Source organism: Streptomyces sp. NPDC048434 (genome assembly GCF_043200375.1).
GTDB lineage: Bacteria > Actinomycetota > Actinomycetes > Streptomycetales > Streptomycetaceae > Streptomyces.
In genome coordinates, this window is the sequence record NZ_JBICXQ010000031.1 from 93,968 (window position 1) to 113,576 (window position 19,609).

A 19,609-nucleotide genomic window follows, 5' to 3' on the forward strand; every position below is an offset into this window, starting at 1 on the left:
GCTTGTGCGACGGGACGGAAGGCGGATACTGGCCGGAGACCGGCCCTCCGGGCGCCCGGCCCTGGCCCGTCGGACAGGCCCTAAGAGCCCTCGGCCGGTCGCTCCGGTCCCCCGGTACCCGGCAACCGCTTCACCTCCCGGGCCGTGACCTCACCCGGGTCCAGCGGCGGCGCACTCACCCCGCAGTGGTAGGTCGTCTCCGCCCGGCACGGCTCCGCGGCACCCGGTTCGGCGCGCAGAACGTTGGTGCGCACGGTCAGCAGGCCGATCAGCCCGCCGGCCACCAGGATGCCCGCACACAGCGGCATCGCGCGCTGGAAGGCCGCACCGAATTCGTCCGCCGAGCGGTAGGCCTCCGGGCCGATGCCCGCCAGCAGCGGCAGTGCGGCCACCGCCATCAGGCTCGCGGCCCGCGCCGCCGCATTGTTGATACCGCTGGCCAGGCCCGCCCGGTCCACGTCCACCGACGCCAGCACCGTCGAGGTGAGCGGTGCGACCAGCGTCACCATCCCCGCGCCCAGCACCACCAGCGCGGGCAGCACATCGGCGAAGTACGAGGCGCCCTGGCCCACCCGCATCATCAGCAGCATCCCCGCCGCACACAGCAGCGGTCCGACGGTGAGCGGAATGCGCGGCCCGATGCGCTGCCCCAGCTGTCCGGAGCGGGCGGACAGCAGCAGCATCAGCACGGTGGTGGGCAGCAGCGCGGTACCGGCCTGCAGCGCCGAGTACCCCACCACGACCTGGAGCTGGAGCACGGCCAGGAAGAAGAAGCCGCCGAACGCGGCGTAGACACACACCGTCACCGCATTGACGGCCGAGAACAGCCGGATGCCGAAGATGGCCGGGGGCAGCATGGGATCCGCCCGCCGCCGCTCGACATGGACGAAGAGCACCCCGAGCAGCACTCCGGCCACCGCCGGAATGATCACGCCGGGCCCGGCGCCCCCGCCCGGCGCGGCGATCAGCGCATACGTCACCCCGGCCAGCGACAGCGCCCCCAGCACCGCGCCCTGCACATCGAAGCCGCGGCGCTCGCGGGCGTCCCGCTCCCGGGTCTCGGGTACGTGCCGCAGCGCCACCGGTACGCACACCGCCGCCAGCGGCACGTTCAGAAAGAACACCCAGCGCCAGCCGGCCCCGTCCACCAGCCAGCCGCCGATGAACGGGCCGACCGCCGCGGCCACGCCGCCGAGCCCCGACCAGGCGCCGACCGCCCGCGCCCGGTCGTCGGGGTGGAAGACGGCCTGGATCAGGGCCAGTGAGCCGGGGGTGAGCAGCGCTCCGCCGACGCCCTGCAGCGCCCGGGCCGCGACCAGCACCCCGGCATCCGGCGCCAGCCCGCACAGCAGCGAGGCCGCGGCGAACCACACCACGCCGATCACGAACACCCGGCGCCGGCCGAAGCGGTCGCCGAGGGCTCCGCCCAGCAGGATCAGCGAGGAGAGGGTGAGCATGTAAGCGGTGATGGTCCACTGGAGGACCGCCAGATCCGCGTTGAGGTCCTCGCCGATCCTGGGCAGTGCGACATTGACGACGGTGCTGTCGAGCATCGCCATGCCGGACCCCAGCACGGCCGTCGCCAGCACCCATCGGCCCTGTGCCGTGGTCAGCCGGACCGCGCCGGGCGCGCTCGGTTCGCTCATACCGCGAGCATGCCCGTAACCGCGCCCGCTCGCCCGCCCTGTGCACACGGCGGTCAGCGCGTCCGGACACACAGCAGGCTCCGCATCCCGGCGGATGCGGAGCCTGGTGCGCAGCGAGCCGGCCGTGCGGCCGCCCCGCGCTTACTTGATCTTGGTGCCGGTGGAGCGCAGGTTGTCGCAGGCCTGGGTGACGCGCTGGGCCATGCCGGCCTCGGCCAGCTTGCCCCAGCTGCGCGGGTCGTAGTGCTTCTTGTTGCCGACCTCGCCGTCGACCTTCAGCACACCGTCGTAGTTACGGAACATGTGGTCCGCGATCGGGCGGGTGAAGGCGTACTGGGTGTCGGTGTCCAGGTTCATCTTGACCACGCCGTTCTCCAGCGCGATGGCGATCTCCTCCGGGGTGGAGCCGGAGCCGCCGTGGAAGACGAAGTCGAAGGGGGCGGTCTTGCCGTACTTGGCGCCGACGCCCTCCTGCAGGTCCTTCAGCAGCTCGGGGCGGAGCACCACATTGCCCGGCTTGTAGACGCCGTGGACATTGCCGAAGGAGGCGGCGAGCAGGTAGCGGCCCTTCTCTCCCAGGCCCAGCGCCTCGGCGGTGCGCAGCGCGTCGTCGACCGTGGTGTAGAGCTCGTCGTTGATCTCGTGGGTGACGCCGTCCTCCTCGCCGCCGGTCGGGGTGATCTCGACCTCAAGGATGATCTTGGCGGCGGCGGCCTTGGCGAGCAGCTCCTGGCCGATGGCCAGGTTGTCGGCCAGGTTCTCGGCCGAGCCGTCCCACATGTGGGACTGGAACAGCGGGTTCTGGCCCTTGGCGACGCGCTCCGCGGAGATGTCCAGCAGCGGGCGTACGTAGCCGTCGAGCTTGTCCTTCGGGCAGTGGTCGGTGTGCAGCGCGACGGTGACGTCGTACTTCTCGGCCACGATGTGCGCGAACTCGGCGAGCGCGACCGCGCCGGTCACCATGTCCTTCTTGTACTGGCCGCCCAGGAACTCCGCACCACCGGTGGAGATCTGGATGATGCCGTCGCTCTCGGCCTCGGCGAACCCGCGCAGCGCGGCGTGCAGCGTCTGCGTCGACGTGACGTTGATGGCCGGGTAGGCGAACTTTCCTGCCTTCGCCCGGTCCAGCATCTCGTTGTAGACCTCGGGAGTTGCGATGGGCATCTGTCCGCTCCTTGTGTATGCGGGTTGCGTTCTTGGCCCTGACCAGGGGGCGAGGACTTCGCCGAGCACATCTTCCCAGACTCGGCGAATTGCTCCACATTCCGCGCCCGGCCGTCCCGCAGTGTGGGCGGCCGGTTTCACGTGAAACCAGCCGCCCGTCGACAAAGCCGCAGTTCAGCGCGGCTTTTCCGGTTCCGCGCGGCCCCTCGGCCGACGTCAGCTCAGGCCGAGGTCGCCGAGCTGGTAGCCGGTGATGTAGGGGAGTCCGGCCTCCGCGATGGCGGACGCGGCACCCCGGTCGACGATCGTTGCCACCGCAACGACCTCGGCGCCCGCCTCACGCGCCGCCTCGACGGCGGTCAGCGGGGAGCCGCCGGTGGTGGAGGTGTCCTCGACGACCAGGACCCGGCGGCCCTTGATGTCCGGACCCTCGATACGGCGCTGCATCCCGTGCGCCTTCTGCGCCTTGCGGACGACGAACGCGTCCAGCCGGCCGCCGCGTGCGGCGGAGGCGTGCAGCATCGAGGTCGCGACCGGGTCGGCACCGAGCGTCAGCCCGCCGACCGCGTCGTAGTCCAGATCGGCGGTGATCTCCAGCATCAGCTGACCGACCAGCGGCGCGGCCTCGCCGTCCAGGGTGATCCGGCGCAGGTCGATGTAGTAGTCGGCCTCCTTGCCGGAGGAAAGCGTCACCTTGCCGTGCACCACGGCCTTGTCCTTGATCTGCTGCAGCAGCTCGCCGCGCGCGTCGTCACTCATGCGCATGAGCTTAGGCGGTGTCCCCCGACAGGCTCCGCCAGCTCCAGGTCGTGGAGATCTCCAGCGGGTCGATGGGCGTGACCAGGCGCGGCAGGGTGTTGAGACCGTTCGGCGGGCCGGACTGCGGCTCGACGCAGACCGCGGCCTCCTGCTCGTCGTAGACCACGGCCCACTCGGCGCGGCTGCTGATCTTCAGCTCCAGCCGGCCCGGCCAGGTGAGGGTGGCCTCGACCCCTTGCGGCATACCGAAGCAGTCGTCCCAGGGCCCCGGCTGCGGCACGATCCGCCGGCCGGTCGGGAGATGGTCGTCGCCCCGCTCCTCCTGCCACCCGGGCGTGAAGTCGAGACGTGCGTCCTCGCCTCCCTCACCGAGATTCCGCCGGAACCACGGGTGCCATCCGGCCTGCGCGGGGAAGGAGTCGCCGGTCGCCTCGACGCCCATGGTGAGGGTGAGCGAGCCGCCGTCCGCGGCGAGCTCGACGAGCTGGGTCACCCGCCCCGGGTACGGCCAGGGCGCCGCCGGATCGGCGAGGTCGTAGGTGAAGACCGCCTCCGTGGCGCTCGAACGCGCGGTCCGCCAGCGGAGGTTGCGGCCGGTGCCGTGGATGGCGTGCGGCGCGGCGTTGAGCGGCATCTGGTGCAGTTCGGCCCCGTTGCGGAACTGCCCGTGCTCGATCCGGCCGCACCACGGAACCATCGGGAAGCAGCCGTACTTGGCGCCCTGCCGCAGCAGCTCCGTACCGCCGACACGGAGGCCGGCGATCCGGCAGCCGTTGTCCGGATGGACGGTCAGTTCGGTGTCTCCCGCGGCCAGCCGTACGCCTGGTGATGCCTGCGCCGACGCTGCGTTCTGCGGGGTGTTGTCGGTACTCACGGGACCGACCCTAGCGGTGCCCCGGCGCCCGGCGCGGGACGCCGGGACGGGCTCGCAGCCGGTCCGCAGCGCCCGTGAACGCCGGGGTCAGCGCCGCCGGCGCAGCACCCGGCCGACGACCACGGCGGACGCCAGCACCACCGCGGCGGCGGGCGCCGCCCAGCGCAGGGTCGCCGAGGCGGCGCTCTGCTCGGGCGCGGGCACCGGTGCGTACCGCCCGCGCGGCGGGGCATGGTCGACCTCCTCCGCGCTGCGCCCGATCATCGTCCGGCGGGCGTGCGCGGCCTCGGCGGGGGCGATGCCGTCCGCATCGTGGCCGTAGGCGTGCTCGGGATGCGCATCGTGCACCGCATGGATCGCGTCCTCGGCGTCCCCCGCGTCGAGGTCCTCGGTGTCCCCCGCGTCGAGGTCCTCGGTGTCCCCCGCGTCGAGGTCCTCGGCGGCATCGTCGGGGTCCGCCGCTTCCATGGCGTCCTCGTCGCTGCCCGGATCCAGGGACGGCGGCGGCACCTCGGTGTCGAACACCCCCGGCTTGGCCACCTCTGCGGCGCCCCCGGCCGGACCGTCGCCGTCGGCCGGAGCGTCGACGCCCTGCCCCGCCACCGGCCGCTGCCGCAGATCGGCCGCGAGGTTCTCCGCGAAGCGGTCCAGCAGCCGGCGGCCGGCGGTCTCGGCGGAGTGGTCGCTGACCTCGGCGAACCGGCCGTCGCCGTGGACCGTGCCGGAGCAGGCCAGCGTCGTACCGGGACCGGGCTCGGTGGCTGGGGAGAGCCGTACGGCCAGGGTCAGCGCGACCGACCCGTCGCCCCGTGCCTCGGTGCCCTTCGCCTCGACGGTCACCGTGGGGGCCACACCGTCCTCGCCGGGTCTGTCGTCCGCGGCGGCGCCGACCGTCAGCGTGCCGCGGTAGGTGATGGTGGAGCTTCCGATACGCAGCCGCAGCCGGCCCACCGGGGACCGGGGGGCCGCATCGGCGTCGAGCTGGACTCCCGGGACACAGCGCGCCACCCGCTCCGGCTCGGTGAGCGCCTGCCGCACGGTCCCGACGGGAAACGGAACGTACACCTCATGCTCCATGACATGGGAGCCTACCCAGCACCCCCGCACCCCGTGCCCGACCGCACAGAACTTTCTGCACAAAGGCCCCGGCCCCCGCACCGGACCCATGCCGGCCGCGCCCTCCCCCCGCACCGCCCCCGCGTCCGCCGCGCCCCCGGCACCGCTCCCGCGTCGACCGCGCCCTCCCCGCACCGGCGCCGCGCGGCCCCGGTCCCACCCGCTCAGTCGAGGTACCGGGGATGCATCAGCGTCGACGCCGGCAGCCCGGGCAGTCGGTCGCGGGCCTCGCCGCGCCGCCCGGCCTGCAGCTCCTCGGGGGTGAGGCCGGCCGGCGGCGGCGCATCGGACGCCAGACCGAACCGCGGCCGGTGCCGCGCGGCCAGCACGAAGCCCCAGTACCGGTCCCGGCCGGCCACCGGCGCTGCGGCGGGCACCTCGCCGTCCACCGGCGGGACGGGGTCGGCCGTGCGGTCCGGACCGCCGTAGAACGACGCGGGCCGGCCGGCCAGGCGGTACGGCACGGTCGCCAGGCCCACCGACCGGACCGTGGACTCCACCGTCCAATACAGGCGCGCGCGCTCGACCGGTGGCCCGGCGTGCACCACCAGCCGCCCGTCGGGCGCCAGCAGCCGTGCCGTCAGGCCGTAGAACTCCTGCGAGTAGAGCTTGGTGCTCGCGGCGATCCCGGGGTCGGGAAGGTCGGAGACGATGACGTCGTACGGCGCCGGCCGCCGGCCGCACAGGCCCTGCTGCCGCAGCCAGTCGAAGGCATCGGCGGTGACCACATGCACCCGCGGATCGCTGAGCGAGTGGTGGTTGAGGCGGGAGAGACCGGGGTCGGTGCGTGCCAGCCGCAGAACACCGGGGTCGAGTTCGACGACGGTCACCGAGCGGACCGAGCGGTGGCGGAGGATCTCGCGCACCGCGAGGCCGTCGCCGCCGCCGAGGACCAGCACCCGCCCGTGCGGGCCGCCCGCCATCGCCGGATGCACCAGCGCTTCGTGGTAGCGGTATTCGGTCTCCGCGCTGACCCGGAGCCGGCCGTCCAGATACAGCGCCAGCGGTCCGCCGGAACCTTTCCTCCCCCGCCCCGCACCGGCTCCGGCGCCCGTGCCGCCGGTCAGCACCACTTCCTGGACGCCGGTCTGCACCGCGACCCGCGCCGAGGAGCCGTACACCGCCTGCCGGGCCGCCCGTTCGAACGGCGTGGCCAGCAGCATGCCCGCGGCCAGCAGCGCGAGGACCAGGGCGTTGGCGGCGAGCAGCGCCCAGCGGGCGCGGGCGCTCAGATCGTGGCGGAAGAGCCACAGCACCAGCACGCCACCGGCCACCGCGTTGACACCGCCGGTGAGCAGCGCGCCGGTCAGCTGGCCGAAGCTCGGCAGCAGCAGAAAGGGGAAGGCCAGGCCGCCGACGAGCGCGCCGACATAGTCCGCGGCGAACAGGTCGGCGACCGCGCCGCCCGCGTCCTGCCGGCGCACCCGCTGGATCAGCGTCATCAGCAGTGGCACCTCGGCACCGATCAGGATGCCGATGGCCAGGGAGAAGCCGACGAGCGCGGAGCGGGACTGGCCGAACCAGGCGAAGCAGGCGTAGAGCGCCATCGCGGAGCTGCCGCCGACCAGCGCAAGACCGGCCTCGACCGCGCCGAAGCCGACCGCGGCCCGGCAGCGCAGCCGCTTGGCGAGCAGCGCACCGATGCCCATCGCGAAGACCATGACGGACAGCACGACCGACGCCTGGGTGACGGAGTCGCCGACCAAGTACGTGGCCAGCGCGACCAGTTCGAGTTCGTAGACCAGGCCGCAGGCGGCGCAGACGAAGACGACGGCGAGGACGAGCAGCCGGCCGAGCCCGGTCGGCACGGGCAACCGCGCCGGCGTCATGGCCTCCGGCAGCCCGGGGACGCCGGTGAGAACGGGCTCTGGCGGGTCGATCATAAAGTGAACGCTACGTGACGAACCTGTGGCCCTCCGTCACCCACACGAGTGCACTCTGCGGGCTACACGCGTCAGTTGGGGCATTTTCATTGCCCGGGGCGCACGTGCCACATCCGCACCACACCGGCGGGTGGGACCGCGCACATCACACCGTCCGCGCCCCACCAGACATCCACGCCCCCGGCGCACAGCCCTCGCGCCCTCGCACCGCCCACGCCCCCACGCCCTCCTGCCGACCGGACCGGCCGCTTTCACCCACGAAGGACGCGGGCCTAGACCGCCGCGACCGCCGCCCTTACGCCCACGCGGGTACGGGTGGCCACCAGGCGGCCCTCCTGCGGATATGCGTGCCAGGTCCGCCAGCGGACCTGTCCCTGCTGGCACTGCGCCAGCATCGCGGTGAAGGCGTGCGGCGAGCCGGGGAACGTACCGGCAAGACCGTGCGGATGCTCGGCCACCAGCGCGAGCAATTCCTGTGCACGCCCCGCGAAAGAGCCTCGTGACAGCGTCTCGACATGGGCGGCGAATTCGTATTCCCAGTCGCCGAGCCGCTTCGCCACACCCAGCGGCAGCGGTGTGCTGCTGCCCGGCATACAGGCGACCGTTTCGGAACAGGTGCCGCGTTCCTCCTGGAGAAGCACCTGGTGAGAGGCGCCGAGCAGTCTCAACTGCAGCGATGCGCCGTGAAGTTGGAGATCGAGTACGGCGAGGGCCGGCAGGGGTTCCCTGCCCAGCGCCCAGGCCAGGTCGGAGGCACGGGTATCGGTGTACGCCGTCTGCAAAGTGGTGAGCATGGGTCGGCTCCGCAAGCACGCAGTGGAATGGTGGGCCGGCCCGCCCGTTGAAGGCCTGGGATGTCCGAATGCCTGCCGGCTCGTGCCCACGTGGGATCGGAGAACGTGGGGGATTCTCCAGGGAGAGGGAATCATGAAAGCCCTGTCGCTCACAGCGCTTTTACCCATCTTCGCCGGGTTTCCATCCGCTCGGGGGCCCTGCAGTTCAGTTGTTCAACAACCAAGCGCCTGGCGGGTGTTGATGAATTCATCAGCACCCGCCAGGCGCATATGCGGAAAGCAACTACCCTTCCGTGCAAGTGGAGTTGGAAGGGCCGTCGTCTCAGGAGCCGCCGCCGCCACCGCAGCCACCGCCACCACCACCGCCACCGCCACCGCAGCCGCCGCCTCCTCCGCACGAGGAACCGCCGCCGCACGAGTGGCCACCGTGGTGCCCGCCGCCGTGGTGCCCGCCGCCCAGGCCGGAGCCCCCGTCACCGCCGGCCCACCAGCTGCCGCCAGAGCCACCGGTTCCCCGTCCGCCGGCGCCGCCCCGCGAAGCCAGGGCCACCAGGCCGATCACCGCTGCGCAGATCACCAGGAAAATCACGATCCCCATCTGCCTCACACTCCTTTCACTCCCCCGAAGCGAGGCACCCGCTCCGTCCGGCGCCCGGTGCGCCGCTCCGGCGCCGTCCCGCGCCGGGACCGTCCTCGTCGACGGCCGTCACTGTCTTTCGTGCGGGGCTGATGCCCGACCCTCGGGATCTCAAAGCACAGTTGAGGAATTCCAGAGGTTCGACGGAGGATGGCGCCCATGGACCGACCGCTGCTGAACCGCCGCCTCGCCGAATTCGGCACCACGATCTTTGCCGAAATGTCGGCACTCGCCGTACGGACCGGCTCCATCAACCTCGGCCAGGGCTTCCCCGACGCCGACGGACCGGAAGAGGTCAGGGAGGCAGCGGTGCGCGCCCTGCGCGACGGCCGCGGCAATCAGTACCCACCCGGCCCCGGCATCCCCGAGCTGCGCACCGCCGTCGCCGCCCATCAGCAGCGCTTCTACGGACACCTCGGACTCTCCTACGACCCCGACACCGAGGTCCTGGTCACCGCGGGCGCCACCGAGGCCATCGCCGCCGCCCTGCTGGCGCTGCTGGAGCCGGGCGACGAGGTCATCGCGCTGGAGCCGTACTACGACTCGTACGCGGCCTGCATCGCGCTGGCGGGCGGCCGCCGCGTCCCGGTGACCCTGCGCGCGGACCCCGAGTCCGGTGCCTACCGCCTCGACCTGGACGAACTCCGGGACGCCATCACCGCCGACACCCGCCTGATCCTGCTCAACACTCCGCACAACCCCACCGGCACCGTGCTGTCCCGCGAGGAGCTCGCCGAGATCGCCCGTCTGGCCTGCGAGCGCGATCTCCTCGTCATCACCGACGAGGTCTACGAGCACCTCGTGTTCGAGGGCGAGCACCTCCCCCTCGCGTCGTTCCCCGGGATGCGCGAGCGCACCGTCACCATCGGCTCGGCCGGCAAGACCTTCTCCTTCACCGGATGGAAGGTCGGCTGGGTCACCGCAGCTCCGGAGCTGGTCAGCACCGTCCGCTCGGCCAAGCAGTTCCTCACCTATGTGTCCGCCGGGCCCTTCCAGTACGCCGTCGCCGAGGCGCTCGCCCTCCCCGACAGCTACTACACCCGGCTGCGGGACGATCTGCGGTCGAAGCGCGACGTCCTGGCCCGCGGGCTGTCCGAGGCCGGCTTCGGCGTCTTCCGCCCCTCCGGCACCTACTTCATCACCACCGACATCCGCCCCCTCGGCCACGACGACGGCTTCGCCTTCTGCCGCGCCCTGCCCGAACGCGCCGGCGTCGTCGCCATCCCCAACGCCGTCTTCTACGACCACAAGGACCAGGGCGCGCCCTACGTCCGCTTCGCGTTCTGCAAGCAGGTGGAGGTTCTGGAGGAGGCGGTCAGCCGTCTGCAGAAGCTCTGAGGGGCCGCGCGCCCCGCAGACCGCACCGCCCGGACCGCCCGGACCGTGACACGCAGACGCGGGCCCCCGGAGCCAACCGCTCCAGAGGCCCGCGCAGCGGGGTGGGTGGGGGACGGACGGGGCTCAGGCCTCGTCGTCACCCTGCTTCTTGTCGGAGTCGCCTTCGATCTCGGCCTCCAGGCCGAGCTGCTCGACGATCCACTTGTCGAATTCGATCGAGGCGCGGACCCAGCTGACCGTGCTCGACACAAAGTGTTCGAGCGAGACGCCGGTGCCGATCAGCATCGATGCCTCACCGATCAGACGGACCGTGCCGTCGTCATGGGTGTGGGTATAGGCCTTGGGCCACAGCGTCCGGCGGTTCCAGTCGTCGATCGCCTCCAGCAGCTTCGACTTGTCGTCGATGCCGTGGGCACGGTCGTAGAACGTACGGACGGAGAAGATCTGCTGCTCCTCCTCGCCCCGGAACATGAAGTACGTGCGGAACTGCTCCCACGGAGCGGCGAGGTCACCCTCCTCGTCGACGACGTACTTCAGCTCCATCTGGTCGAGGAGCTGCTTGACCAGGTCCTGGTCAGGCACGACGGGACCCTCAGGCCCCGAGGGCTCGGGTTCGGGCTGGCCCCCGAAATTCGGAATCGAGGACGGGTCGATGCTCACCGTGGAATTCCCTTCGTATGGTCCCTGCCATCCTCCCCCACATCCGCCCCGTCCTGGCAACCCGGGACGGAGCGGATGCGGGCAAGGTGTCGGTCAAGGAAATGATCAGGGACACGGCCGGGCCGCGCAGCCGTATCCCTCCGGCACCGGTCAGGCCACGGCCCGCCCGCCCGGCTCCACCGACAGCTGATCGCCGTCCACATCCACCCGCACGGTGTCCCCGTCCCGCACCTCGCCCGCCAGGATGGCCCGCGCGAGCGGGTCGCCGATGGCCGTCTGGACCAGACGGCGCAGCGGCCGGGCGCCGTAGGACAGGTCCGGGGCGGGGGCGTCGATGACCGGTTCCTGGCCGAGCCAGGCGAGCCAGGTCAGGGCACGGTCGGTGACGTCCAGTGTCAGACGGCGGTCGCCGAGGCGGCGCTGCAGGTGGTCGAGCTGGATCCGGGCGATCCGCTGGAGCTGGTCCGTGCCGAGCGGGTGGAAGACCACCACGTCGTCGAGCCGGTTGAGGAATTCGGGCCGGAAGGAGCTCCGGACCGTCTCCAGCACCTTCTCCTTCTTCTGGTCCTCCTTGAGCAGCGGGTCCATGAGGAAGGTGGAGCCGAGGTTGGAGGTCAGGATGAGGATGGTGTTGCGGAAGTCGACCGTGCGGCCCTGGCCGTCCGTGAGCCGGCCGTCGTCCAGGACCTGCAGCAGGACATCGAAGACGTCGTGGTGGGCCTTCTCGACCTCGTCCAGCAGGACGACGGAGTACGGGCGGCGGCGGACCGCCTCCGTCAGCTGGCCGCCCTCCTCGTAGCCGACATAGCCGGGCGGCGCCCCGACCAGCCGCGCGACGCTGTGCTTCTCGCCGTACTCCGACATGTCGATACGGACCATCGCCCGCTCGTCGTCGAAGAGGAAGTCAGCGAGCGCCTTGGCCAGCTCGGTCTTGCCGACACCGGTCGGGCCGAGGAAGAGGAACGATCCGGTGGGCCGGTCCGGGTCGGCGATGCCGGCGCGGGTACGGCGTACGGCATCCGACACCGACCGGACGGCCTCGGTCTGGCCGATCAGCCGCTTGCCGAGCTCCTCCTCCATCCGCAGGAGCTTCTGGGTCTCGCCCTCCAGCAGACGGCCGGCCGGAATGCCGGTCCAGGCGCCGACCACGTCCGCGATGTCGTCGGGACCGACCTCCTCCTTGACCATGGACTCCTTGGAGGCCTCCTGCTCGGCCTCGGCGGCGGCCGCCTCCTCCAGCGCCTGCTCCACGCCCGGGATCTCGCCATAGAGCAGCTTGGAAGCGGTGTCGAAGTCGCCGTCGCGCTGGGCGCGCTCGGCCTGGCCGCGCAGCTCGTCGAGCTTCTCCTTGAGCGCACCGACCCGGTTGAGGCTCTCCTTCTCCTTCTCCCAGCGGGCGGTCAGACCGCGCAGCTCCTCCTCCTTGTCGGCGAGGTCCTTGCGCAGCTTCTCCAGCCGCTGGAGCGAGCCGGCGTCGGTCTCGTTCCGCAGCGCCAGCTCCTCCATCTTGAGCCGGTCCACGGCGCGCTGGAGCTCGTCGATCTCCACGGGGGAGGAGTCGATCTCCATACGGAGCCGGGAGGCGGCCTCGTCGACCAGGTCGATGGCCTTGTCGGGCAGGAAGCGGGAGGTGATGTAGCGGTCGGAGAGGGAGGCGGCGGCGACCAGTGCGGAGTCCGCGATCTGCACCTTGTGGTGGGCCTCGTAGCGGCCCTTGAGCCCGCGCAGGATCGCCACCGTGTCCTCGACGGTCGGCTCGGCGACCAGCACCTGCTGGAAGCGCCGCTCCAGCGCCGGGTCCTTCTCGATGCGCTCGCGGTACTCGTCCAGCGTCGTCGCGCCGACCATCCGCAGCTCACCACGGGCGAGCATCGGCTTGAGCATGTTGCCGGCGTCCATCGAGGAGTCGCCGCCGGCGCCCGCGCCCACGACGGTGTGCAGCTCGTCGATGAAGGTGATGATCCGGCCCTCGCTGGACTTGATCTCCGCCAGGACGGTCTTCAGCCGCTCCTCGAACTCACCGCGGTACTTGGCGCCTGCGACCATCGCCCCCAGGTCGAGCGCGACCAGCCGCTTGTTGCGCAGCGACTCGGGCACATCGCCCTTGACGATGCGCTGCGCCAGCCCCTCGACGACGGCGGTCTTGCCGACGCCCGGCTCACCGATCAGCACCGGGTTGTTCTTCGTACGGCGGGAGAGCACCTGCACCACGCGCCGGATCTCGTGGTCCCGGCCGATGACCGGGTCGAGCTTGCCCTCGCGGGCGGCCGCCGTGAAGTCCGTACCGAACTTCTCCAGCGCCTTGTACGTGCCCTCCGGATCGGCGTTGGACACCCGCTGCCCGCCGCGGCTCGCCTCGAAGGCGGCCAGCAGCTTCTTGGCGGAGGCGCCCTGCTGTTCCAGCAGAGCGCCGGTGCGCCCGCCCTTGGCTGCGATACCGATGAGGAGGTGCTCGGTGGAGACATAGGCGTCACCGAGCTCCTTGGCGCGCTGGGTGGCGTCCGCGATGGCGGAGAGCAGATCGCGGTCCGGCTGCGGCGGCGCGACGGTCGAGCCCTGCACGCTGGGCAGCGCGGCGAGCTGCCGCTCGGCTCCGTTCCGCAGTGCGGCGGCATCCGCCTCGACGGCGGACAGCAGGTCCATGATGTTCTCGTTGTCCTGCCCGGCCAGCAGCGCGAGCAGGAGATGGGCGGACGTCATGTCCGCATGCCCGGCGGTGACCGCCCGCTCGTTGGCGGCGCTCAGCGCCTCCCGGCTCTTGTTGGTCAGCTCGGCGTCCACGTCCTCGCGATCCTCCTCGACTCGTCCTGAACAGCCTCTGCGCCCAGTCTGGGCCCCGTCCGTGCGGTGACCGGCACATCCTGCTCATGCCGGCGTGCGATAAGTTGAGTCTATTCCACTCAAGGTTGGTTCAGGGAGTCGCCCACCGGGTCACCCACCCCAGCCTCGCTCACCCGGAGACCCGAGGGCTTCCGGGCCGAGCCGATCGAGGGGGAGGCCCATCGGCAACCCCCTCCCCCTCCCCGCCCCTTCTCCTTCGACCTGGAGACCACCGGCTTCCGCTGAATCCCGGGCCCCGAACTACCCTTGCCCCCATGGCCCATGACCTCAGTGCCCTCAGCCCGGAGTACCTCGCCTTCTGGGGCGAGTACCTGATGCCGACGCTCACCACCCTGCGTACGGACGGGACCCCGCATGTGGTTCCCGTAGGCGTCACCTACGACGCCGGGCAGCGGATCGCGCGGATCATCACCCGCAAGGACAGCGCCAAGGTCAAGAACATCCTCGCCGCCGGGGCGGACGGCGCCACCGTCGCCGTGTGCCAGGTCGACAAGGGCCGCTGGGCGACCCTGGAGGGCATCGCGCGAGTGCGTACGGACAGCGAGTCGGTGGCCGACGCGGTGGGCCGGTACGCCGAGCGCTACGGCCGGACGCCGGCGCCCAACCCCGATCGCATCATGATCGAGATCGCGGTGACCAAGGCGATGGGGCGGGCCTGAGGGCCGGCCCCGCCGCCCCCAACGTCCGCCGAACCCACCGGCGGGGCCCCCTGGCCCCCTGGCCGAAAACGGACCCGCCCGCTCCGCTGTACGCCGTCCACCTGGTACTCAAGAGCGACGGGAACCGAACAGCTCCGTGCAACGACGGACGGCATCGGGCCTGCCCCAGGCAAAAGACGGCAGCTGGAGGCCGCATGGCGTCGGCATGGCACATCGTGACGACCGTTCCGCGCCGTCCCTCCCCCGCCCGGCCGCACCCGCACGCCGAGCTCTGCCCGCGCTGCGGCGGCCAACTGGCGGTCAATCAGGACGGCTGGAAGATCTGCCACGCCTGCGGTTACGCTTCGCCGCCCGGTACAGCCCCTCCTCCACGAGGCACCCGCGGGGGTATCGTCGCCCCCACAGTCGCCACGCCCCGGAGGACACGATGAACTCGGTCCGAGTGACGGCGATCGCCTGCCTGATGCCGCTGTCCGAGCTGGACGAGGATCCGTTCCTGGTCGATGACCGCAGCCAGCACGACATGTGCAAACAGTGGGCGGCAGCCCGTGACTACCACCTGACCTGCCGGCTCAGCCTGCACCACCTGCGCGCCGACCACGGCGCACTGTGGCGCGATGTCGAAGAGGGCCTGGTGGATGTGTTCGTGACGCCCAACCGCCGGGCGCTGGAGAACGCCATCGACGGCACCGCCGAATTCACCGAGCGGTGCGCCGCCGCCGGGGTACGCCTGGAGACCGCCGACCTCGACGAGCCGGTCTACACCCTGGCGATGAGGTCACATGTGCACCGCAGGCTGTCGATGCCGACGGCGGGGTACAACGGCTGCTGAGCCGGAGCGGCCGCGGACGACGGACGCACGCAGGAGAGACACCCGCGGGGGCGGCGCACACCGCTGACGCGACAAGGGCCGGGTTTCCCCGGCCCTTTGCCATGTCACGCGCCGGGTGCTCACGCCCCGGCCGGCCGGATCACTCCGACCGCTTGGGCCGCCACACCACCAGCGCGCTGGTCTGCTGCACATCCTGATACGGCACCAGATCACGCCGATAGGAGGCGTGCACCGCCGCCTCCCGCTGCTGCATCGTGCTGGCCGCGCCCTCCAGGGCGCCCTGCAGCTCGATGACCCGCTGTTGCAGGGCCGCGACCTGGTTCTCCAGCTCGATGATGCGCTTGATGCCGGCGAGGTTGATGCCCTCGTCCTGGGACAACTGCTGCACCGTACGGAGCAGTTCGATGTCCCGGGCCGAATAGCGGCGGCCCCGCCCGGCCGTGCGGTCGGGCGAGACCAGCCCCAGCCGGTCGTACTGACGAAGGGTCTGCGGATGCAGGCCGGAGAGCTGAGCCGCGACGGAGATGACATACACCGGCGACTCTTCGGTCAGTTCATAGGGGTTACGACGCTGCCCGCCCCGGCTGTCCATCTCAAGCTCCCTTCGCGGCCTGGAACAGCTCTGCCCGCGGGTCCGGGCCCGCGGTCGCCTCGCGATAGGACTCCAGCGACTTCTTCGCCTTGTCGCTGAGGTCACCGGGGACCAGCACCTCTATGGTGACCAGCAGATCACCTCGCGTGCCGTCCTTACGGGTCGCACCCTTGCCCCGGGCACGCATGGTGCGCCCGTTGGGGGTGCCGGCCGGCAGCTTCAGCGTCACCGGCGGACCGCCCAGCGTCGGCACCTTGATCTCGCCGCCCAGGGCGGCCTCCGGGAAGGTGACCGGCACCGAGATGGTGAGGTTGTCGCCCTTGCGGCCGAAGACCGGGTGGGCGTCGACATGCACGACCACGTACAGATCGCCGGCCGGACCGCCCTGCTCGCCCGGAGCGCCCTTGCCGCGCAGCCGGATGCGCTGCCCGTCGGAGACGCCCGCGGGGATACGGACCTGCATCGTGCGGGCACTGGTCGCGCGACCGCTGCCCTTGCAGACCTCGCAGGGGTCCTGGGCGATCAGGCCCCGGCCCTTGCAGTCGGCGCACGGGTCGGTGAGCGAGAAGCCGCCGCCCGCGCCCCGGCTGACCTGGCCGGTGCCGACACAGGTCGGGCAGACCCGGGGGGTCCCGTTCTTGTCGCCGGTGCCCGAGCACGCCTTGCACGGCGCCTGGCTGGACATCCGCAGCGGGACCGTGGCCCCGTCCACCGCCTCGGTGAAGCTGAGCGTCACCTCGGACTCGATGTCCTGGCCGCGGCGCGCGTGGGTACGCGTACCGGCGCCGCCGCGGTTGAACAGGCCGCCGAAGACGTCCCCGAGCCCGCCGCCGAAGCCCCCGCCGCCCTGACCCTGCGTGCCCCCGAAGAGGTCGCCCAGGTCGAAGTTGAAGGAGCCGCCGCCGGCCGGACCCGGCCGGTAGCCGCCGTTGCCGAACAGCGTGCGCGCCTCGTCGTACTCCTTGCGGCGCTTGCTGTCGCCCAGGATGTCGTTGGCCTCGGAGATCTCCTTGAAGCGCTCCTCGGCCTTGGCGTCGCCCTTGTTGGCGTCCGGGTGGAACTCGCGGGCGAGCTTGCGGTACGCCTTCTTGATCTCCGCTTCGGTGGCGTCCTTCGGGACGCCGAGGACCTTGTAGTAGTCCTTCTCGACGAAGTCCTTGGTGCTCATCCCCGACGTCCCTCCTTCCGCGCGGATTTCCTGTCTGCCCTCACGTCAGCCCTCGTCCGGGCCACCGTTCTCCTCGTCCGAAGCCTTGGCGTCCTCGTCGGAGGGGGACTTGGCGCTCTGCGCGCCCGGCTGCGGCTCGGCGACGGCGACCCGCGCGGGGCGGATCGTTCGTTCACCGATGCGATACCCGGGCTGCAGGATCGCCACGCACGTCGTCTCGGTGACATCCGGTGCGTACGAATGCATCAGCGCCTCGTGGATCGTCGGGTCGAAGGGCTCGCCCTCCTTGCCGAACTGCTGCAGACCCAGCTTGGCGACCACGGTCTCCAGCGATTCGGCCACCGACTTGAAGCCGCCGACCAGTTCGCCGTGCTCACGGGCACGGCCGACGTCGTCGAGGGTGGGAAGGAGCTCGGACAGGAGGTTCGCCGCGGCGATCTCCTTGACCGTGACCCGGTCCCGTTCCACCCGACGGCGGTAGTTCTGGTACTCCGCCTGGAGCCGCTGGAGGTCCGTCGTGCGCTCGTTGAGCGCCGTACGTACCTGGTCCAGCTGCGCCTGGAGCGCTACGTCCGGTACGTCCCCGGCCGGGGCCGAGCCCGCCTTGTCGGCGGACTCGGCCTGCGCCGCGTCTTCGGGAGCGGCGTCGGAGGGGACGTCGGGCTTCTCGTCGAAGCCCGGGGTCTCCTCCGTCACGCGGCACCGTCCTTCTTGGGCTTCTCGTCGTCGACGATCTCGGCGTCCACGACGTCATCGGCGGCGTCCTGGGCCTGCTCACCGGCGGCGGCACCCTCGGCACCCTCGGCGGCCTGCGCACCCTGGGCGTCGGCATACATGGCCTGGCCCAGCTTCTGGGAGACGGCCGCGACCTTCTCGGTGGCGGTGCGGATCTCGGCCGAGTCCTCGCCCTTGAGCTTCTCCTTCAGCTCGGTGACGGCTTCCTCGACCTCGGTCTTCACGTCACCCGGAACCTTGTCCTCGTTGTCCTTGAGGAACTTCTCCGTCTGGTAGACGAGCTGCTCGCCCTGGTTACGGGACTCGGCGGCCTCGCGGCGGGCGTGGTCCTCGTCCGCGTACTTCTCGGCCTCCTGGCGCATCCGGTCGACCTCGTCCTTCGGCAGCGAGGAGCCGCCGGTGACGGTCATCTTCTGCTCCTTGCCCGTGCCCAGGTCCTTCGCGGTCACGTGCATGATGCCGTTGGCGTCGATGTCGAAGGAGACCTCGATCTGCGGGACGCCACGGGGCGCCGGCGGCAGACCGGTCAGCTCGAACATCCCGAGCTTCTTGTTGTACGCCGCGATCTCGCGCTCGCCCTGGTAGACCTGGATCTGCACGGACGGCTGGTTGTCCTCGGCCGTCGTGAAGATCTCGGAGCGCTTGGTCGGGATCGTGGTGTTGCGCTCGATGAGCTTGGTCATGATGCCGCCCTTGGTCTCGATACCAAGGGACAGCGGGGTGACGTCCAGCAGGAGGACGTCCTTGACCTCACCCTTCAGGACACCGGCCTGGAGGGTGGCGCCGATGGCGACGACCTCGTCCGGGTTGACGCCCTTGTTGGCGTCCTTGCCGCCGGTCAGCTCCTTGACGATCTCGGCGACGGCCGGCATCCGGGTCGAGCCGCCGACCAGGACCACGTGGTCGATCTCGGACAGGTTGATACCCGCGTCCTTGATCACGTTGTGGAACGGCGTCTTGCAGCGGTCCAGGAGGTCCGAGGTGAGCTGCTGGAACTGCGAGCGCGTGAGCTTCTCGTCCAGGTGCAGCGGGCCCTCGGCGGAGGCGGTGATGTAGGGAAGGTTGATCGTCGTCTCGGTGGAGGACGACAGCTCGATCTTCGCCTTCTCGGCGGCCTCGCGCAGGCGCTGGAGCGCCATCTTGTCCTTGCCCAGGTCGACGCCGTGGCCGTTCTGGAACTGCTTGACCAGGTAGTCGACGACGCGCTGGTCCCAGTCGTCACCACCGAGGTGGTTGTCGCCGTTGGTGGCCTTCACCTCGACGACGCCGTCGCCGATCTCCAGGAGCGAGACGTCGAAGGTGCCGCCACCGAGGTCGAAGACCAGAATGGTCTGGTCGTCCTTCTCCAGGCCGTAGGCCAGGGCGGCCGCGGTGGGCTCGTTGACGATACGCAGGACGTTGAGGCCCGCGATCTCACCGGCCTCCTTGGTGGCCTGGCGCTCGGAGTCGTTGAAGTAGGCCGGAACGGTGATGACCGCGTCGACGACCTTCTCGCCCAGATACGCCTCGGCGTCCCGCTTGAGCTTCTGCAGGATGAAGGCGCTCATCTGCTGCGGGTTGAAGCCCTTGCTGTCGATGTCGATCTTCCAGTCGGTGCCCATGTGGCGCTTGACCGACCGGATGGTCCTGTCGACGTTGGTGACCGCCTGGCGCTTCGCGACCTCGCCGACCAGCACCTCGCCGTTCTTGGCGAAGGCGACAACGGACGGCGTGGTCCTGGCGCCCTCGGCGTTGGTGATGACGGTGGGCTCACCGCCTTCGAGAACACTGACGACGGAGTTCGTCGTGCCCAGGTCGATGCCGACCGCACGTGCCATTTCAATTCCTCCAGCTGACTTGAGTGGAACAGGCTCAACAGTGCAGTACCGAAGAAATCCTGTCAACAGACCTGAGCCTAGTGCGCTCAAGTTT

General features: G+C 71.0%; 17 protein-coding genes. 3 read left to right on the forward strand and 14 right to left on the reverse strand.

What is annotated here, in order from left to right:
- Nucleotides 1–80: 80 nt before the first annotated feature.
- The 8 genes from ACGFWI_RS31335 to ACGFWI_RS31370 form a co-directional block, all read right to left on the reverse strand.
- Nucleotides 81–1,646 (reverse strand): MFS transporter, encoded by a 1,566-nt coding sequence (locus ACGFWI_RS31335; RefSeq protein WP_393909416.1) that lies wholly within the window; start codon nucleotides 1,644–1,646, stop codon nucleotides 81–83.
- Between the two features lie 141 nt (nucleotides 1,647–1,787).
- Nucleotides 1,788–2,810 (reverse strand): class II fructose-bisphosphate aldolase, encoded by a 1,023-nt coding sequence (gene fbaA / locus ACGFWI_RS31340; RefSeq protein WP_393909417.1) that lies wholly within the window; start codon nucleotides 2,808–2,810, stop codon nucleotides 1,788–1,790.
- Between the two features lie 216 nt (nucleotides 2,811–3,026).
- Nucleotides 3,027–3,569 (reverse strand): orotate phosphoribosyltransferase, encoded by a 543-nt coding sequence (gene pyrE, locus ACGFWI_RS31345; RefSeq protein ID WP_393909418.1) that lies wholly within the window; start codon nucleotides 3,567–3,569, stop codon nucleotides 3,027–3,029.
- 10 nt (nucleotides 3,570–3,579) lie between these two features.
- The gene (locus ACGFWI_RS31350) at nucleotides 3,580–4,443 is read right to left on the reverse strand and encodes an aldose 1-epimerase (protein ID WP_393909419.1); all 864 of its coding nucleotides are present in this window, start codon (nucleotides 4,441–4,443) and stop codon (nucleotides 3,580–3,582) included.
- Between the two features lie 87 nt (nucleotides 4,444–4,530).
- Entirely contained in the window at nucleotides 4,531–5,520 is a 990-nt protein-coding gene (locus ACGFWI_RS31355; RefSeq protein WP_393909420.1) for an SRPBCC domain-containing protein, read from the reverse strand.
- A 203-nt stretch (nucleotides 5,521–5,723) separates the two neighbouring features.
- Nucleotides 5,724–7,442, reverse strand: coding sequence for a polyamine aminopropyltransferase (locus tag ACGFWI_RS31360; protein WP_393909421.1), 1,719 nt, complete (start codon nucleotides 7,440–7,442; stop codon nucleotides 5,724–5,726).
- A 272-nt stretch (nucleotides 7,443–7,714) separates the two neighbouring features.
- Entirely contained in the window at nucleotides 7,715–8,236 is a 522-nt protein-coding gene (locus ACGFWI_RS31365; RefSeq protein WP_393909422.1) for a DUF2617 family protein, read from the reverse strand.
- Nucleotides 8,237–8,558: 322 nt separating this feature from the next.
- Nucleotides 8,559–8,834, reverse strand: coding sequence for a hypothetical protein (locus ACGFWI_RS31370; RefSeq protein WP_393909423.1), 276 nt, complete (start codon nucleotides 8,832–8,834; stop codon nucleotides 8,559–8,561).
- Nucleotides 8,835–9,032: 198 nt separating this feature from the next.
- Here ACGFWI_RS31370 and ACGFWI_RS31375 point away from each other — a divergent pair, with 198 nt between their 5' ends.
- Nucleotides 9,033–10,211, forward strand: coding sequence for a pyridoxal phosphate-dependent aminotransferase (locus ACGFWI_RS31375; protein WP_393909424.1), 1,179 nt, complete (start codon nucleotides 9,033–9,035; stop codon nucleotides 10,209–10,211).
- 123 nt (nucleotides 10,212–10,334) lie between these two features.
- On the opposite strand, the gene ACGFWI_RS31380 is transcribed toward ACGFWI_RS31375, so the two are convergent.
- Both ACGFWI_RS31380 and clpB read right to left on the reverse strand, forming a co-directional pair.
- Nucleotides 10,335–10,871 carry a YbjN domain-containing protein gene (locus ACGFWI_RS31380; RefSeq protein WP_393909425.1) on the reverse strand — a complete coding sequence of 179 codons (537 nt, stop codon included), beginning with the start codon at nucleotides 10,869–10,871 and terminating at the stop codon, nucleotides 10,335–10,337.
- 150 nt (nucleotides 10,872–11,021) lie between these two features.
- On the reverse strand, nucleotides 11,022–13,652 hold the full coding sequence (clpB, locus tag ACGFWI_RS31385; RefSeq protein ID WP_393909426.1) for an ATP-dependent chaperone ClpB: 2,631 nt from the start codon (nucleotides 13,650–13,652) through the stop codon (nucleotides 11,022–11,024).
- Nucleotides 13,653–13,966: 314 nt separating this feature from the next.
- On the opposite strand from clpB, the gene ACGFWI_RS31390 reads away from it, so the two are divergent.
- Nucleotides 13,967–14,371: a pyridoxamine 5'-phosphate oxidase family protein gene (locus tag ACGFWI_RS31390; RefSeq protein WP_393909427.1), complete on the forward strand. Its 405-nt coding sequence runs from the start codon at nucleotides 13,967–13,969 to the stop codon at nucleotides 14,369–14,371.
- A 427-nt stretch (nucleotides 14,372–14,798) separates the two neighbouring features.
- Complete coding sequence (locus ACGFWI_RS31395) at nucleotides 14,799–15,203, forward strand: hypothetical protein (protein ID WP_393909428.1); 405 nt, start codon at nucleotides 14,799–14,801, stop codon at nucleotides 15,201–15,203.
- A 139-nt stretch (nucleotides 15,204–15,342) separates the two neighbouring features.
- Here ACGFWI_RS31395 and ACGFWI_RS31400 read toward each other — a convergent pair whose 3' ends face one another.
- From ACGFWI_RS31400 to dnaK, 4 genes are read right to left on the reverse strand one after another with little or no spacing between them, the layout of a single operon-like run.
- On the reverse strand, nucleotides 15,343–15,795 hold the full coding sequence (locus ACGFWI_RS31400) for a heat shock protein transcriptional repressor HspR (RefSeq protein WP_393909429.1): 453 nt from the start codon (nucleotides 15,793–15,795) through the stop codon (nucleotides 15,343–15,345).
- Nucleotide 15,796: 1 nt separating this feature from the next.
- Nucleotides 15,797–16,963, reverse strand: a complete 1,167-nt coding sequence (dnaJ, locus tag ACGFWI_RS31405) for a molecular chaperone DnaJ (protein WP_393909430.1) — start codon at nucleotides 16,961–16,963, stop codon at nucleotides 15,797–15,799.
- Between the two features lie 45 nt (nucleotides 16,964–17,008).
- Nucleotides 17,009–17,659: a nucleotide exchange factor GrpE gene (gene grpE, locus ACGFWI_RS31410; protein ID WP_393909431.1), complete on the reverse strand. Its 651-nt coding sequence runs from the start codon at nucleotides 17,657–17,659 to the stop codon at nucleotides 17,009–17,011.
- Complete coding sequence (gene dnaK / locus ACGFWI_RS31415; protein WP_393909432.1) at nucleotides 17,656–19,515, reverse strand: molecular chaperone DnaK; 1,860 nt, start codon at nucleotides 19,513–19,515, stop codon at nucleotides 17,656–17,658. The genes grpE and dnaK overlap by 4 nt, the downstream gene beginning before the upstream one ends.
- Between the last annotated feature and the right edge of the window lie 94 nt (nucleotides 19,516–19,609).